11 protein-coding genes are annotated in these 15196 nt (G+C 70.3%); 1 reads left to right on the forward strand and 10 read right to left on the reverse strand.

The features are described 5' to 3' along the window. Nucleotides 1–11: 11 nt before the first annotated feature. From ACWC5O_RS05955 to ACWC5O_RS05965, 3 genes are read right to left on the reverse strand one after another with little or no spacing between them, the layout of a single operon-like run. Nucleotides 12–1037: an ABC transporter permease gene (locus ACWC5O_RS05955; RefSeq protein WP_450582631.1), complete on the reverse strand. Its 1026-nt coding sequence runs from the start codon at nucleotides 1035–1037 to the stop codon at nucleotides 12–14. Further along, complete coding sequence (locus ACWC5O_RS05960; protein WP_450582633.1) at nucleotides 1030–2523, reverse strand: sugar ABC transporter ATP-binding protein; 1494 nt, start codon at nucleotides 2521–2523, stop codon at nucleotides 1030–1032. Before ACWC5O_RS05960 ends, ACWC5O_RS05955 begins: the two co-directional genes overlap by 8 nt. Then, complete coding sequence (locus ACWC5O_RS05965) at nucleotides 2520–3593, reverse strand: sugar ABC transporter substrate-binding protein (RefSeq protein ID WP_450582635.1); 1074 nt, start codon at nucleotides 3591–3593, stop codon at nucleotides 2520–2522. The genes ACWC5O_RS05960 and ACWC5O_RS05965 overlap by 4 nt, the downstream gene beginning before the upstream one ends. Before the next feature lie 164 nt (nucleotides 3594–3757). Between ACWC5O_RS05965 and ACWC5O_RS05970 the strand changes: the two genes are divergently transcribed. Next, nucleotides 3758–4459: a FadR/GntR family transcriptional regulator gene (locus tag ACWC5O_RS05970; RefSeq protein WP_450582636.1), complete on the forward strand. Its 702-nt coding sequence runs from the start codon at nucleotides 3758–3760 to the stop codon at nucleotides 4457–4459. 309 nt (nucleotides 4460–4768) lie between these two features. Here ACWC5O_RS05970 and ACWC5O_RS05975 read toward each other — a convergent pair whose 3' ends face one another. From ACWC5O_RS05975 to ACWC5O_RS06005, 7 genes are all read right to left on the reverse strand, one after another. Further along, complete coding sequence (locus tag ACWC5O_RS05975) at nucleotides 4769–5497, reverse strand: SAVMC3_10250 family protein (RefSeq protein ID WP_450582638.1); 729 nt, start codon at nucleotides 5495–5497, stop codon at nucleotides 4769–4771. 170 nt (nucleotides 5498–5667) lie between these two features. Continuing rightward, nucleotides 5668–8697 carry an alpha-mannosidase gene (locus ACWC5O_RS05980; protein WP_450582639.1) on the reverse strand — a complete coding sequence of 1010 codons (3030 nt, stop codon included), beginning with the start codon at nucleotides 8695–8697 and terminating at the stop codon, nucleotides 5668–5670. A gap of 30 nt (nucleotides 8698–8727) precedes the next feature. Next, the gene (locus ACWC5O_RS05985; protein WP_450582641.1) at nucleotides 8728–10764 is read right to left on the reverse strand and encodes an endo-beta-N-acetylglucosaminidase; all 2037 of its coding nucleotides are present in this window, start codon (nucleotides 10762–10764) and stop codon (nucleotides 8728–8730) included. After that, nucleotides 10761–12017, reverse strand: coding sequence for a glycoside hydrolase 5 family protein (locus ACWC5O_RS05990; RefSeq protein WP_450582643.1), 1257 nt, complete (start codon nucleotides 12015–12017; stop codon nucleotides 10761–10763). Before ACWC5O_RS05990 ends, ACWC5O_RS05985 begins: the two co-directional genes overlap by 4 nt. 83 nt (nucleotides 12018–12100) lie before the next feature. Then, entirely contained in the window at nucleotides 12101–13003 is a 903-nt protein-coding gene (locus ACWC5O_RS05995; RefSeq protein ID WP_450582644.1) for a carbohydrate ABC transporter permease, read from the reverse strand. Continuing rightward, the gene (locus ACWC5O_RS06000; protein WP_450582646.1) at nucleotides 13000–13896 is read right to left on the reverse strand and encodes a carbohydrate ABC transporter permease; all 897 of its coding nucleotides are present in this window, start codon (nucleotides 13894–13896) and stop codon (nucleotides 13000–13002) included. The genes ACWC5O_RS05995 and ACWC5O_RS06000 overlap by 4 nt, the downstream gene beginning before the upstream one ends. A 6-nt stretch (nucleotides 13897–13902) precedes the next feature. Continuing rightward, entirely contained in the window at nucleotides 13903–15192 is a 1290-nt protein-coding gene (locus ACWC5O_RS06005; protein WP_450582648.1) for an ABC transporter substrate-binding protein, read from the reverse strand. Between the last annotated feature and the right edge of the window lie 4 nt (nucleotides 15193–15196).

The following is a 15196-nucleotide window of genomic DNA, read 5'->3' on the forward strand; positions in this document are numbered from 1 at the left end:
TGGGGCGGGGTTCAGTCCTGGGCCCGGCCCGTCGTCACGCGGGCGATCATGAGTGCGACGAGGATGATCCCGCCGTAGATGGCCTGGATCCAGAACGACGGCACCTGCGCGAGGGTCAGCAGGTTCTGTACGACGCCCAGCAGGAGGACACCGGTGAGGGCGCCGGCCATGGTGCCCTTGCCGCCGTCGAGGCTGATGCCGCCGATCACGGCCGCCGCGAACACGGTGAAGATCATGTTGTTGCCCTGGTTGGCGCTGATCGCGCCGACGTACCCGGTCTGCAGGAGGCCGCCGACGGAGGCGAGGGCACCGGCGACGACGAACACCCCGAGCATCACGCGCTCGACCCGGATACCGGCCGCGCGGGCCGCGTCCGCGTTGCCGCCGATGGCGTACAGGGCGCGGCCGACGCGGTGGTAGCGCAGCACGAGCCCGGTGACCGCGAAGGCGAGCGCCGCCAGCCACACGGACATGGGGACGCGCAGGAAGGTCGTGGTGGCCAGGGTGAAGAACGCGTCGGGCATCCCGAACAGGGTCTTGCCCTTGGTGGCGCCGACCAGCAGTCCGCGCAGGATGATCAGCATCGCCAGGGTGACGATGAAGGCGTTGAGCCGGAACTTCACCACGAGGATGCCGTTGAGGGCGCCGACCGCCGCGCCGACGACGAGGATCGCGACCAGGGCGAGCACGGTGGGCCACTCGGTGCCCCAGCCGGACTGGGCCGAGGGCAGGACGAGCAGGGCGCCCACGGCGGGCGCCATGCCGACCACCGATTCGAGCGACAGGTCGAACTTGCCGGTGATCAGGACGAGCGACTCGGCGAGCACCACCATGGCGAGGGCCGCGGAGGCGCCGAGGATCGAGATGATGTTGCGCTCGGTGAGGAAGGAGTCGTTGACGAACGCGCCCAGCACCATCAGCAGCAACAGGGCGGGGACCAGGGCGAGTTCGCGGGCGCGGCGGAGCAGGACGGACTTGGCCGAACGCGCGTCCGGGACCTTGACGGGCATGAGCGGCGGAGCCTTGGTGTCAGCCATGGTCCACTCCTTCGATGGAGGCGATCAGCTCGTGGTCGTGCCAGCCCGCCGGGTGCTCGGCGACGATCCGGCCGTGGAAGAGGACGAGGACGCGGTCGCAGCGCCGCAGGTCGTCGAGTTCGTCGGAGACGACGAGCACGGCGGTGCCGTCCTCGCGGGCGCTGTCCATCCGGGCCAGCAGGGACTCCTTGGACTTCACGTCGACGCCCGCGGTGGGGTTGATCAGGACGAGCAGCCGTGGGTCACAGGCCAGGGCGCGGGCCATGACGACCTTCTGCGCGTTGCCGCCGGAGAGGTCGGAGACGGGCTGGTCGGGGCCCTCGGCGTGGATGTCGAGGCGTTCGATCAGGTCGGCGGCGACGCCGCGTCTGCGCCGGGGGCCGACGAAGCCGAACCGGCCCAGGCGGCCGAGGACGCTCAGCGTGGCGTTGTCACCGATGCTCATCGCGGTCACGAGTCCCTGTTCGTGCCGGTCCCGGGGTACGCAGCCGACACCGGCCCCGAGCGCGGCCTGGACGTCGCCGAACGGGAGTCGTCTGCCGTCGAGCCGGGCCGTGCCGCCGGTCGGGGTGTGCAGTCCGGCGAGGGACTCGGCCAGCTCGATCTTCCCGCTGCCGCTGGAGCCGGCGAGGCCGACGACCTCGCCGTGGCGGACGGAGAGGTCGATGTCCTGGTACGACTCCGACGACAGCCCGTGTGCTTCCAGGGCGACCGGCGCGTCGTCGGCCACGGTGTCCCGCACGGTGGCCGCCCGCTCGACGACGGTCTCCCCGGCCATGGCCTCCACCAGGGCCGCGCGTGGCAGTTCGGCGACCGGGGCGGTGGTGATCCAGCGGGCGTCGCGCAGGACGGTCACCGTCTGGCAGACCTCGTACACCTCCTGGAGGTGGTGCGAGATGAACAGGAAGGTGACCCCGGAATCCTGCAGGGCGCGCATCCGGTTGAACAGCCGCTCGATCTCCCGGTTGTCGAGCTGGGCGGTCGGCTCGTCCAGGACGATGAACCGCGCGCCGAAGCTCAACGCCCGTGCGATCTCAACCATTTGGCGGTCCTCGACCCTCAGGTCCGCGGTGCGGGCCTCGGGATCGACGCGCACGTCCCAGGTGGCGAGCAGGTCTGCGGCCGCACGCCTGAGCCGGCGCCAGCTGATGAAGCCCCTCCGGAGCGGCTGGCGGTTGATGAACAGGTTCTCGGCGACCGTCAACTCCGGTACGACCGTGGGCTTCTGGTACACGCAGGCGACCCTGCGGCGCCAGGCGTCCCGGTCGGCGAGCGCGGGTGCGGGCTCGCCGTCGAAGCGTACGGTGCCCTCGTCCGGTGCCTGGATTCCGGTGAGGACGTTGACGAGCGTGGACTTGCCGGCGCCGTTGCGGCCGACCAGTGCGTGGGACTCGCCGGGGTGGACGGTGAGCCTACCGTCGGTGAGAGCGACGGTCGGGCCGTACCGCTTGACGATGCCCTCGGCTTCAACGAGAGGTGTGCTCATTTGACCGTGTTGCCCCAGAGCTTGGGGTCGTCGACGTTCTCCTTGGTGACCAGGGGCGCGGGCAGCTGGTCCTCGAGGATGCCGCTGGGCAGCTTCACGATGGTCGAGCCGTGGTCGGTGGGGCCGGGTTCGAACGTCTTCCCCGCCATCGCCGCCTTGATGTAGTACATGCCGTACCGCGCGTAGGCGTCGGCGGGCTGGGAGACGGTGGCGTCGATCTGGCCCTTGCGGATGGCGTCGAACTCCTGCGGGATGCCGTCGTTGGAGACGATGACGACGTGGCCCTTGCGGCCGACCGTCCTCAGCATGTTCTTCGACTTCAGGGTCTGCAGGGTCGGCGCGAGATACACGCCACCGGCCTGCAGGTAGATGCCCTTGATGTCGGGGTTGGCGCCCAGCAGCGTGTCCAGCTTGGCGGCCGCGGTGTCGGACTCCCACTTGGCGGGGATCTCCAGCACCTTGAGCTTCGGGTACTTCTTCTTCACGCAGGCCCGGAACGCCTCGGAGCGGTCGCGGCCGTTGACCGAGGCGAGGTCGCCCATGATCTGCACGACCTTGCCGCTGGTGACGTGCTGCCCGAGATAGTCGCAGGCCTTCTCGCCGTAGGCGACGTTGTCGGCGCGCACCACCATGGCGACCTTGCCCTTGTCGGGTGCGACGTCCACGGCGACGACCGGCACGCCCTTGCGCTCGGCCTGGTCGAGTCCGGCCTGAATGGCGGCGCTGTCCAGGGGCGCGACCACCAGCCCCTTCACGCCCTGGTTCAGCTCGTTGTCGATGTCGGTGATCTGCTGCGAGGGATCGCTGTTGGAGTTGACCGTCTTCAGCGCGTCGACACCCTCGGACTTGGCCATCTTCGGCACGTAGTCGTTGTACGACTGCCAGAACGGCGAGGTCAGCAGGGGCAGGATCACCCCGACCTTGCCGGAGCCGCCTCCGCCTCCCGCGCTGGACGCGCCGGTGTCCTTGGTGCTGCCGCACGCGCTGAGCAGCAGCGAGGCGCAGGCGGCCAGGGCCGCCACGCCGGTGATCCGTGACCTGTTCTGCTTCCTCGCTGTTCTGACGGGCATCTCGCGGCTCCTCGTCGAGGGTGTTCGAGCAGATGCCTGGATATTTATCAGACCACTTGGGCGAGAGAACACCCTCCGGCGCCAATTTTTCCGCTCCCTGACGCGTAGTGGTCGGACCACTCCCCTGGTTAGACTGCGACGCACCCAGCGACGGGAGGAGTGGCGTGGACGAGGAAGCCCCGCACAAGGGCACGGTGACCCAGCGCGCCATCGAGCAGATCAAGGCGATGATCGCCGAGGGCCGCCTGGAGCCGGGCCAGCGCCTGCCCACCGAGCGCGACCTGGCGGCCCGACTGGGCATCTCCCGCAGCTCGATGCGCGAGGCGATCCGCGCGCTGACGGTCATGGGCGTCCTGGAGGCCCGGCACGGTTCCGGCATCTACGTCACCGCGCTGGAGGCCGGCGACCTGCTGGAGACCTTCGGCGTGGTCGCGGACCTGTCCCGGGGCCCGCAGCTGGTGGAACTCCTGGAGGTGCGCCGCATCCTCGAATCCACGGCGACCGCACTCGCCGCGGCCCGCATCACCGACGACCAGCTCGCCGAGGTGGAGAAACACCTGGCGGCGATGAACGCCACCGACGACCCCGAGGAGATCCTCGCCCACGACCTGGCCTTCCACCGCGAGATCGCGGCCGCCGCGGGCAACGACACGATGGCCGCCATCCTGGAGGGCCTGTCCTCCCGCACCTTCCGCGCCCGCGTCTGGCGCGGCTACCAGGAGGAGGGCGCCTTCACCCGAACCCGCCGCGAGCACGCCGCCATCCACCGCGCCCTGGCGGCCCGCGACCCGGAGGCGGCAAGGGCGGCGGCGGCCGCGCATGTGGGCGAGGTGGAGGAGTGGTTGCGGGCGCAGCTGGGCGCCTGAGGACCAAGATGTTCCGCCAGAACGGGGTAGAGGTTTGCCAGGGTTTCCAGGGCATCCGGGTGGCCCACGGTCTTCGGCAGCAGCCCGATCCCGCTGCGCACCTCGAGCAGCAGCGGATCGAGCGGGTCGTCCTGCGGCAAGTCGTCGGACAGGGCAATGTACTCGTCCAGCGCTTGCTCCAAGTGCCCCAAACGCCTGTGGCAGTGGGCGACTTTGGCCCGGCATTGAACGACGTCGGCAGCGTGGTCGGGGCCGGCCACTGCCAGTTGTGCACCTTCCCTCATCCCGCACTGTCCGCATCCGGTCGTGTCACGACTGGTCGAACGCATACTCCACAGTCAGGGGACTCGCCACGACCAGCCGCGCGGCGCTCTCACCGGCGGGCAGAACGGCTGTCACCCGCGCGTACCCGCGCATCCGAGCCGCGCTGCCCGCCTGACCGTGCCGGGCGTCGAGCGCCGCCACCAGCTCCCTGACTCCGGGTCCGGTCACATCCGTCCTCGGCGCCGGCACATCATCCGCCACGGGATCAGGCTCCAGGGACAAGGCCCTGACAACATGACCGGCGCTGGTGAGGAACGTCGTCCCGATGCTGGAACCGCCGTCGATCCCCTCCAGCGGTGGTCCGTCGACGCTCACCGGTGCATACCCCAGGAGATGCCGGGAAGAACCGTGCATCAGAAGACGGCAGCCCGTGCCCCTGTCGTACTCCGGATCCTCCCCGGGGGCAGGATCGGCGAAGAGAACCATGCGTCGGTACTCTCCCCGCAGCGTCACACAGCGCAGCGGCGCCTCGAACCAGACCCATTCTCCTGGGCGCAGCGCGGGGTCCCCGAACCATTCGGCCTGATTGTTCAGGTGCTTGTCGACCTTCTCCAGGTGCCGCAGTCGGCCGCGCTCACTGTTCTGCGGGCCCCGCTCCAAGTCCATGCCCCCCACCGGGGTGTTCAGGCGCATGACACCAGGCATGGTGAAACGGGGCGGCTTGGGCAGAAACTGCCGAAGCTTACCGTCCGACACGTACACGAACTCACGCAACTCCGCCCCCGCGTGTCGTCTTGTGGCCCCCTACGCTCCCATCAAGCACCAAGTATGGGACACACCTTGCGACAGTTGGGGATGCGCCCTGGCAGCTGTCCCATGCCGACACCGCCTGCCGGCACAGCGAAACACCTGACACGCCTCCGCCGGTACCGTGCGTGGGTCGGTCAGCCCCTGCGCAGGCGCAGCGTCATCAGCTCGAACGGCCGCAGCCGTACGGTGATCCGGTCGTCGTTCCGTACCGGCGGCTCGCCCTCCCCGCCCGGGCGTTCCAGCAGGTCCGTCATGGCGAGGTCGGTGAACGGGAAGGCGGCGGTCAGGGTCGCCCGGGCCCGGGCTCCGTGGGCCTCGTGGAAGCGGATCACCACGTCGCCGGTGCCGTCGTCGGCCAGCTTCACGGCTGTGATGACGACTGCCGCGTTGTCCACGGTGACCAGCGGGGCGACCTCACCCGCACCGGTCGTGCGCCGCTCGGGCAGGTTGATCCGCCAGCCCTCACGGACCGCGTCGGCGATGCGGGCGCCGGGGATCAGGGCGTGCCGGAAGCGGTGGACGCCCTGGTCGGTCTCGGGGTCGGGGAAGCGCGGGGCGCGCAGGAGGGATACCCGAACAGTGGTGACCGTGGTGGTCGTACCGCGGTCGGCGCCGGTGCGGACCGTGCGGGTCACGTCGTGGCCGTACGTCGAGTCGTTGACGACGGCGACACCCCAGTCCGGTTCGGTGAGATGGACGAAGCGGTGGTTGCAGGCCTCGAACTTGGCTGCTTCCCAGGAGGTGTTGGTGTGGGTGGGGCGGTGGAAGTGCCCGAACTGGGTCTCCGATGCGTACCGTTCGGCGTGCAGGTCGAGCGGGAAGGCGAGCTTCAGGAACTTCTCCGTCTCGTGCCAGTCCACCTCCGTGTCCAGCACCAGGCGTCGCTCCCCCGGCGGAAGCGTGAGTACCTGGGTGACGCGGGAGGTGCCGAAGGAGCGGACGATCCGCACCGAGTCGCCGTCCTCGCCCGCCGTGACCGAGTCGGCGTCCGTGAGGTCCGTGACCGTGTTCCGGTAGAACTCGTCCACGTCCCAGGCGTCCCACATGTTCGGGAAGTCGGGGTGGATCTGGAGGAGGTTCGCGGCGGCGCCGGGGGCGATCGTCTCGCGGTCGGCCTCGATGTCGTACGCGGAGACGACAAGGCCCTGGGCGTCGATCTCGATCCGCAACAGGCCGTTGTCCAGGACGTGGCCGCCCTCCGGGCGCGGTGCGAGCCTCGTCGTGCCGTCCGTCCGTGGCGTCGCCGCGCCTCCGGCCGGGACACCGGCGTACGCGTGCGGGGTGGCGTTGAACATCAGGGGCGTGTGCCCCTCGCCCGCGAGCGCGCGCTGGGCCGCCTCGATGATGCCGTTCAGCTCCGTGGCGACGCGCTCGTACGTCGCCCGGGCCTCCCGGTGCACCCACGCGATGGACGAGCCGGGCAGGATGTCGTGGAACTGGTGCAGCAGGACCGTCTTCCAGATCCGGTCCAACTCCTCGTAGGGGTAGGGGAATCCGGTGCGTACGGCTGCCGTGGCCGCCCAGAGTTCGGCCTCGCGCAGGAGGTGTTCGCTGCGGCGGTTGCCCTGTTTGGTCCTGGCCTGGCTGGTGAGGGTGGCGCGGTGCAGTTCGAGGTACAGCTCGCCGACCCAGACGGGGGGCTCGGGGTATTCGGCCTCGGCCTTCTCGAAGAACGCCCTGGGTGTCTCCCAGGCGACGGTCGCGGAGCCTTCGAGGTCGCGGAGCCGGGCCGCCTTGGCGACCATCTCGCGGGTCGTGCCGCCGCCCCCGTCGCCCCAGCCGCTGGGCGCGAGGGAGTGCCGGGCCCTGCCCTTGTCCTTGAAGTTGCGCGCCGCATGGGCGATCTCGCTGCCCCTCATCGAGCAGTTGTAGGTGTCGACGGGCGGGAAGTGGGTGAAGATCCGGGTGCCGTCGATGCCCTCCCACTGGAAGGTGTGGTGCGGGAACTTGTTCGTCTGCGACCAGGAGATCTTCTGGGTGAGCAGCCATTTGGAGCCTGCCGCCCTGATGATCTGCGGGAGCCCGGCGGCGAAGCCGAAGGTGTCGGGCAGCCAGGCCTCCTCGTTCTCGATGCCGAACTCGTCGAGGAAGAACCGCTTGCCGTGCACGAACTGACGGGCCATCGCCTCCGAGCCGGGCATGTTGGTGTCCGACTCCACCCACATCCCGCCGGCCGGCACGAACCGCCCCTTTGCCACGGCCTTCTTCACCCGCGCCCACACCTCGGGCCGGTGCTCCTTCACCCACGCCCACTGCTGCGCCTGCGACATGGCGAAGACGAACTCCGGCTCGTCCTCGATGAGCGCGGTCATGTTGGACGTCGTACGGGCCACCTTGCGCACGGTCTCGCGCAGCGGCCACAGCCAGGCGGAGTCGATGTGCGCGTGCCCGACCGCGCTGATCCGGTGCGCGGACGGTACGGCCGGAGCGGCCAGCACCGCGGCGAGCCGGTCACGGGCCCCGGCCGCCGTGCCGCCCACGTCCTGCAGGTCGACGGCGTCGAGGGCCCGGTCGACGGCGCGCAGGATGTCCCAGCGGCGCGCGGAGTCCACCGGCAGCTCGGCCATCAGCTCGCCCAGCACCTCGAGGTCCAGCACCAGCTGCCACACGGTCTCGTCGAAGACGGCGAGGTCCATGCGGGTGAGCGTGTACTGCGGCTCGTGCCCGGCGGTGTCCTTGTCGCCGAGCCAGGTGGGCCGGAAGGGGTGGTAGTCGAGGATGACCGGGTTGGAGGCGGCCTCGATGTGCAGGCGCACCTCCTCCCCGCCCTCGACGGGCGCCCCGATGCGCACCCACTGGTTGCGCGGGTTGAGGCCCTTCACCGGGGTGCCGTCGGGCCGGTAGACCAGGCCCTCGCACTGGAAGCCGGGCATGTTCTCGTCGAAGCCCAGGTCGAGCAGGGCCTCCACGGTCCGGCCCGCCCAGGCCTCGGGCACGGTCCCGGTCACCCGGAACCAGCTGGTCCCCCACGGAGCACCCCACCGGGCGCCCACCTCGATCGGCACGGGCTCGGCGGCCAGTCCCTCCGCGACCGGCACGGGCTCGCCCGGCGCGTGCCAGACCGCGGCCCGCAGCGGCACGGACTCGGGGTACACGGCGGGACGGATCCGTTCGTCGAGGACGCGCCTGAGGCGGGCTTCGACCAGGTTGCGGTCGTCATGCATGCGGGGTGCTCCCTGCTGGGCTTCGGGTGATTACCAGGTGTGGGTGACGGTCACGGGAGTCGAGGCGTTGTACAGCTCCCCCACCGAGCGCAGTTCGAATCGTGCGGCCGTCTCTCCCGGTGCGGGCTGCAGGCCGGCGGCGAAGTAGGCGCGCTGGCAGGTACCGCCGAGGAAACGGCGGGTGCCGTCGGGCAGGACGCGGTGGAGTTCGTAGTGGCGTACGGGGGTGGGCGTGGCGCTCCAGGCGAAGCGCAGGTCGCCGCCGGAGGCCGCGGTGATCCGCAGGGCGGCGGGGGCGGCCGGGGCCGGGGCGGTGTCGCGTACGGCCAGACCGCCCAGCCGCCAGCGCACGGCGCCGCCGCCGGGTGCGGTGAGCCGGATGCCGAGGGCGTGGATCGTGCCGGACAGCCCGGTGAGCCGTAGGGTCGAGGTCTGCCAGGTGTTGACCGAGTTCACAGTCGAGCGTCCCTCGTTGTTGACCGAGTTCACAGGCAGATAGGTGTACGGCGGTGTCGCACCGGCGCCGCTCGGCTCGGCGGTGGCGACGGCCAGCTCGACATTCACACTGCCGGCGTCGGTCCGGTGCGTCAGCTCGACAACCGTGTCCACACCGATCGCCAGCCGAGTCGCGTACAGGTCCACCACCACTGGTTGATCCGGTTCACCAGCGACCAGCACGCTGCTCCCGCCCCGCCACGCGTCCGCGAAGTCGAAGGACACGGCCGGCCGCCGCCCCGCCGTCCGCACGGCCCACCGCCGCGACGGCAGCCGGTCCTGCAGCCCGAGGTGGTTCCAGGGCGCGTCCGAGGTGACGACCCCCTCCTCGTACCACCGCAGTCCGTGCCCGGTGTTGAACACGCTCGCGAACGGCACCGACGACACCGTCGACCGGTCCGCCACCGACACCGCGGGCGCCCGCCACGGATCCGTCCCGTCCGGCCGCGCCGGATCGAGCGACCGCCCGGTCCAGAACCGGTCGTCGGCCGCGTGGAAGTCGCCCGGGGTGCGCTGCCCGGCGGGCAGGTGGTTGCGGGTCCACTCGGGCCGGTAGAAGCCGATCGAGGTGACGTGCGTCTTCCCGGTCGGCACGATGGCGTCCCAGTTCACCGACGAGTCGGACCCGTTCGACTCGACGTCGACGCCCGCCCACAACTCGTAGCGGCTGCGCCCCAGTTGACCCGTCCTGGTGCCCGAGGAGGCAAGGGTGGCCGCGCTCCACCGGAAGTCGACGAACATGTCGTCGGCGGCCTGGAAGAAGGCCTGGTTCTGACTGTTCAGCGCGCCCTGCCAGCTGACCGTCCCGTTCACAGTCATCGCGTCGTACCAGGTCACCCGCTGCCCCTTGGCCGCGGCGAGCGCCTTCAGCTCCTTCACGAACCCGAGCATCGCGGTGCCGAGCGCGGTGTTCCCGCCGCCGGTCTCGGCGTTCACGAACCAGCCGTCGAAGCCGTACGCGGCCGCCACCGCGACGAGTTGCGCGGCGAGTGGACAGCGCCCGGAGGAGTCCTTCTGGACGAGGTCGCGGGTCCACTGGAGCCGGCCGCCGTAGGCGGTGGGCGGCAGGAAGATGTTGCCGAGGACGGGCACGCCGTGCCGGTGGGCCGCGTCCACGATCGGCGCGTTCGGCGCCAGGATCAGCCCCTCGCCCGCCGAGCCGCCCCAGAACACCAGCTCGTCGAGGTAGGCCCAGTGGGTGAGGGCGTAGTAGTCGGCGGTGGCCGATCCCTGCGAGGGGTTGCTGGAGGTCGGCCCGAAGGAGACCAGGGACTGGATGCGGGCCTGGCCCGAGCGGGCGGTGGTGTTCGCGGGGGTCGGGGTGAAGCGGGCGGCGAGCGGCACGGACGCGGCGTTGAAGGCCAGGTCGGGGTCGTCGGCCGCGCGCCACTCCTTCAGGCTGCGCCAGGTGATACCGGCGCCCGGGCTGCCGGCGGGCAGGGAGTCCGGGTACCAGTACGAGGCGTACGGCGGGGTGGCGGCGCCCTTGGGACGAGGGACCGCAAGGGCGGGCGTGGGCAGCAGGGCCGCGGCGGCCCCGGCGATCAGGACGGTGCGTCTGGTGGGGTTCACGAGCAAGTTCCTCCTTGTGGGGTGGGGAGTACCTGGTCGGGAGTGACGACTTCGGTGATGCCACGGGCCGCGAGGTGTTCCTTGCCGTCCGCCCGGGTGTCCAGGACGGTGGTGGGGCGGGCGCCGTCGGCGACGAGCCGGAAGAAGGCGTCGAAGACGGGTCCGCCGGGGGCGCAGCGGGAGCGGTGGGCCGGGTCGGCGGGCACGACGAGAGCGGTCCCGCGCACGGCGGGTGGCTCGTGGTGGGCGCGTGCCGCGTCGGCCAGTACGCGGGCGGTGTCCTTGGGCCGCCGGTCGTTGGTGAACAGCCCCAGCCCGTACTCGAGTTCGGGGAAGTCGGCCAGATCGCGGGAGACGTCGTACGAGCACCACCAGGTGACGCCCCACAGGCCGGGGCAGTCCAGAACGTTCTTCACGGTCGCCTCGGTGAAGGCGGCCGCGTGTTCGGCGGGGACGAGGGGCGCCGGGGCGCCGACCTCCTGGAGCCACACGGGCCGGTGCGGCTCCTCGGCCCAGGCCTTGCTCAGCTCGACCAGATAGGCCGCGTGGTGCTCGGCCGGTACGGAGGTACGGCCGTGGCGCTGGGCGGTGCCGTTGAACACCCAGGAGTGCACGGCGGTGACGGCGCCGAGGCGGGCCGAGTGGCCGGGGGTGAAGGGCTGGTCGTCCTGGTACCAGGCGGCGTCGTACGAGGCGTGCAGGTGCGGCCGGTCCGGGGCGCCCTCGGCGCAGGCGGTGAGCAGCCGGGTGAGCCAGCGCTCGGCGTCCTCGGCCGTGATCCGGTCGGGATCGGGGTGGGGTCCGGCGGCGAACTGGTTGACCTCGTTGCCGATGGTCATGCCGATGAAGTTGGGCCGGTCGGCGAGGGCGGCGGCGAGGGTGCGCAGGTATGCGGCCTGGCCGTCGACGACGTCCGGGTCGGTGAAGAGGTTGCGCCGGTGCCAGGTGCGGGTCCAGGCGGGGAGGAAGTCGAAGCTGCTCAAGTGCCCTTGCAGTCCGTCCACGTTGACGTCCAGGCCGCGTTCGCCGGCCGCGTCGGCCAGTCGTACCAGGTCCTCCACGGCGCGCGGGCGGATCAGGGTGCGGTTCGGCTGGAAGTAGGGCCACAGCGGGAAGACGCGGATGTGGTCCAGGCCGAGAAGGGCGATCGCGTCGAGGTCGGCGCGTACGGAGTCGAGGTCGAAGTCGAGCCAGTGGTGGAACCACCCTTCGCTGGGCGTGTAGTTGACGCCGAAGCGCACGGCAGGATGCATGCGGTGTGTCCTTGCGGGGGGGTACGGGACTCGGCAGGGATACGGGATACGGCAGGGGTACGGGACTCGGCCGGGCAGGGGGCTCAGCCCTTGACGGCGCCCTCGCCGACCCCGCGGAAGAAGTACCGCTGGAGGCAGGCGAAGAGGGCGATGAGCGGGGCCACGGCGATGACGGTGCCGGCGGCGACCAGGCGTTCGTCGTTGGCGAAGGTGCCGTGCAGATAGTTGAGGCCGATGGTCAGGGTGAACTTGTCGGGGTCGCTGAGCACGATGAGCGGCCAGAGGAAGTCGTCCCAGGCGCCCATGAAGGCGAAGATCGCAACGACGGCGAGGGTGCCCTTCACCGACGGCAGCGCGATGCGCCAGAACCGCTGCCAGACGTCGGCGCCGTCGACGTAGGCGGCCTCCTCGATCTCGTACGGCAGGTTCCGGAAGGCGTTGCGCATCAGCAGCACGTTCATCGCGCCGATCGAGCCGGGCAGCACGACCCCGATCAGCGTGTTGTTCAGGCCGAGTTCCCGCATGGTCGTGAACTGGGCGATGATGATGCCCTCCACGGGCACGAGCATCGCCAGCACGAAGACCAGCGTGGCCACGCCCCGGCCGCGGTAGCGCAGCCGGGCCAGGGCGTATCCGGCGAGTGCCGAGCCCGCGCAGTTGGTCACCACGCTCGCGCTCGCGACCTTCAGCGAGTTCAGGGCGTAGTCCCACACGGGGATGGTGCGGGAGACCCGCTCGTAGTTGTGCAGGGTGGGATGGCCGGGCAGGAGCTTCGGCGGCGAGCTGAAGATGTCCTCGGTGGGACCCTTGAGCGAGGTGGACAGCTGCCACAGGAACGGGCCGACGGTGAGCGCAAGTACGGCGAGCAGCAGCGCGTAGCGCAGGACCAGTTCCCACACCCGGACGCGGCGGCCGTGCTCGTCGGTGACGCGCGGCTCGCGGACGGCGGGCTCCTGGCGGGGCCGTACCTTCTCCAGCACGCTCATGTCTCCTCCCTCCGGTCGGTGCGCAGGACGAGAAGCATCAGGGCGACGGTGACGACGAACACGACGACGGAGAGGGCGGAGGCGTAGCCGACGCGGCCGGTCAGGCCGGTGCCGGTGCGCTGGACGAGCATGACGAGGGTGGTGTCCTCGCCGGCCGGGCCGCCGCTCGGGCCCGCCATCAGGTACACCTCGGAGAACACCTTGAACGCGGCGACCGAGGAGAGCGCGGCGACCAGCACCATGGTGGAGCGCACGGCGGGCACGGTGACCGTGCGGAAGCGGCGGACCGGTCCGGCGCCGTCCACGGCGGCGGCCTCGTGCAGCTCGCGCGGTACGTTCGCCAGCGCGGCCAGATAGATGATCATGTAGTAGCCGAGGCCCTTCCACACCGTCACGGCCATGGCGCTCAGCAGGAGCAGCCACTGGTCGCTGAGGAAGCCGACCCGCCCGATCCCCACCGTCTCCAGCAGGGAGTTGACCAGGCCGCGTTCGTCCAGCAGCCACACCCAGATCAGCCCGACGACCACGATGGAGGCGACGACCGGGGTGTAGAAGGCGGACCGGAAGAAGGTGATGCCGGGGATGTTCTTCTGCACCAGCAGTGCGAGCAGCAGCGGCAGGATCACCAGGGCCGGTACGACCCCGACGACGTACAGCGTGCTGTTGCGCAGGCCGGTCCAGAACATGTCGTCGTGGAGCAGCTCGCGGAAGTTGGCGAGTCCGACGAAACGGCCCGGAATCAGGGTGCGGCGGTCGGTGAAGGAGTTCACCACGGTCGACACGAACGGGTACAGCACGAAGGCGCCCGTGATGAGCAGTCCCGGGGCGGCGAACAGCCAGGGGCTGGTGGGAAGTTGCCGCCGCACCCGGGACGGCGCGGAGGGAGTGGCCATGCCGGTTCAGCCCTGCTGCTTCAGGAGCTGGTCGCAGGCCCTGACAGCGTTGTCAAGAGCCGCCTTGGGGCTCTCCTTGCCCTGCAGGGCCTTGGCGACCTCGTTGCGCAGCGCGGTCTTCATCTGCTCGCTGAACAGTACCGGCGTGTAATTGACCGCGTTCTTCAGGGACTTGGCGGCCGCGATGCGCACGCGCGTCTCGTCGGTGCCGTCCTCCTCGGTGAAGTACGGGTCGTCGAGGGAGCCCGCGGTGCTCGGGAAGATGGCGACCTTCTCGGCGAAGGACATCTGGTTCTGCGCGTCGGTGACGAAGTGCGCGAAGGCGACCGCGGCCGGGGTGTGCTTGGTGCGGGAGTTGACCATCACGCCCATCACGTACATGTTGACGTGCCCGGTGCTGGTGATCTGGTCGGTGATCCCGATGTTCTTGTACAGGTTCGGCGCCTGCTTCTTGAAGTTGCCGAGATCGAGTGCGCTGCCGGGGTTCATGGCGACGGCCTCGGTGAGGAACTTCTTGCCGGAGGACTCCGGAGTGGCGGTCAGGGCCTGCGGGTCGAGGGCCTTGGCGTCGTACAACTCCTTGTACTTGGTGAGGAGTTCGACTCCCTTGGCGTCGTTGAAGGCGAACCCTGTCCCCTCCTTGTTCATCAGCTGGACGCCGTACCGGCCGAAGTCCTCGACGGTGGGCACATTGGCGAGCGTGGCGACCTTTCCGTCGCTCTTCTTCGCCATCTGGAGTGCGTCGGCGAAGAGTTCACCGTAGGTCTTCGGCGGTGTGCTGGGGTCGAGTCCGGCCTTCTTGAACAGGGACTTGTTGTAGAAGAGCGGGCCGGTGTTCAGGTACCACGGGAAGGCGTACGTGCCGCTGAGGCCCGGGACCTGATGGCTGGCCCAAGCCCCCGCCAGGTACTCGGACTTGTACCTGCCCGCGGTCTTGTCGAGGTCGAGGGCGAGGCCTGCCTCGGCGAGCGGGGCGACCAGGTCCGGGGAGACATTGACGACGTCGGGCAGGGTACCGCCGGCCGCGTCGGCGCTGATCTTGTCGGCGTAGCCCTCGGCGGGCTGGTCGATCCACTTCACGTGGGTGCCGGGGTACTTCTTCTCGAAGTCCGCGATCAGGCCCTCGAAGTACGGCTTGAAGTTGGCGCGCAGGTTCCAGGTCTGGAAGGTGATGTCGCCCTCGACCTTGCCCGAGGCGTCGGCCGAGCCACCGTCGTCCCCGCCCGAGCCGCAGGCGCTCAGCGGCAGGACCAGGACGAGGGCAGCGGTGGCGAAGGTTCTACGGGAGATGCGCACGGCG

The sequence above is a fragment of the Streptomyces sp. NPDC001450 genome (assembly GCF_053597295.1).

Coding starts and splice junctions, on each gene's coding strand:
- ACWC5O_RS05955 (WP_450582631.1), bottom strand. CDS start 1,037: ATGGCTGACACCAAGGCTCCGCCGCTCATGCCCGTCAAGGTCCCGGAC.
- ACWC5O_RS06000 (WP_450582646.1), bottom strand. CDS start 13,896: ATGGCCACTCCCTCCGCGCCGTCCCGGGTGCGGCGGCAACTTCCCACC.
- ACWC5O_RS05995 (WP_450582644.1), bottom strand. CDS start 13,003: ATGAGCGTGCTGGAGAAGGTACGGCCCCGCCAGGAGCCCGCCGTCCGC.
- ACWC5O_RS05990 (WP_450582643.1), bottom strand. CDS start 12,017: ATGCATCCTGCCGTGCGCTTCGGCGTCAACTACACGCCCAGCGAAGGG.
- ACWC5O_RS05965 (WP_450582635.1), bottom strand. CDS start 3,593: ATGCCCGTCAGAACAGCGAGGAAGCAGAACAGGTCACGGATCACCGGC.
- ACWC5O_RS05960 (WP_450582633.1), bottom strand. CDS start 2,523: ATGAGCACACCTCTCGTTGAAGCCGAGGGCATCGTCAAGCGGTACGGC.
- ACWC5O_RS05980 (WP_450582639.1), bottom strand. CDS start 8,697: ATGCATGACGACCGCAACCTGGTCGAAGCCCGCCTCAGGCGCGTCCTC.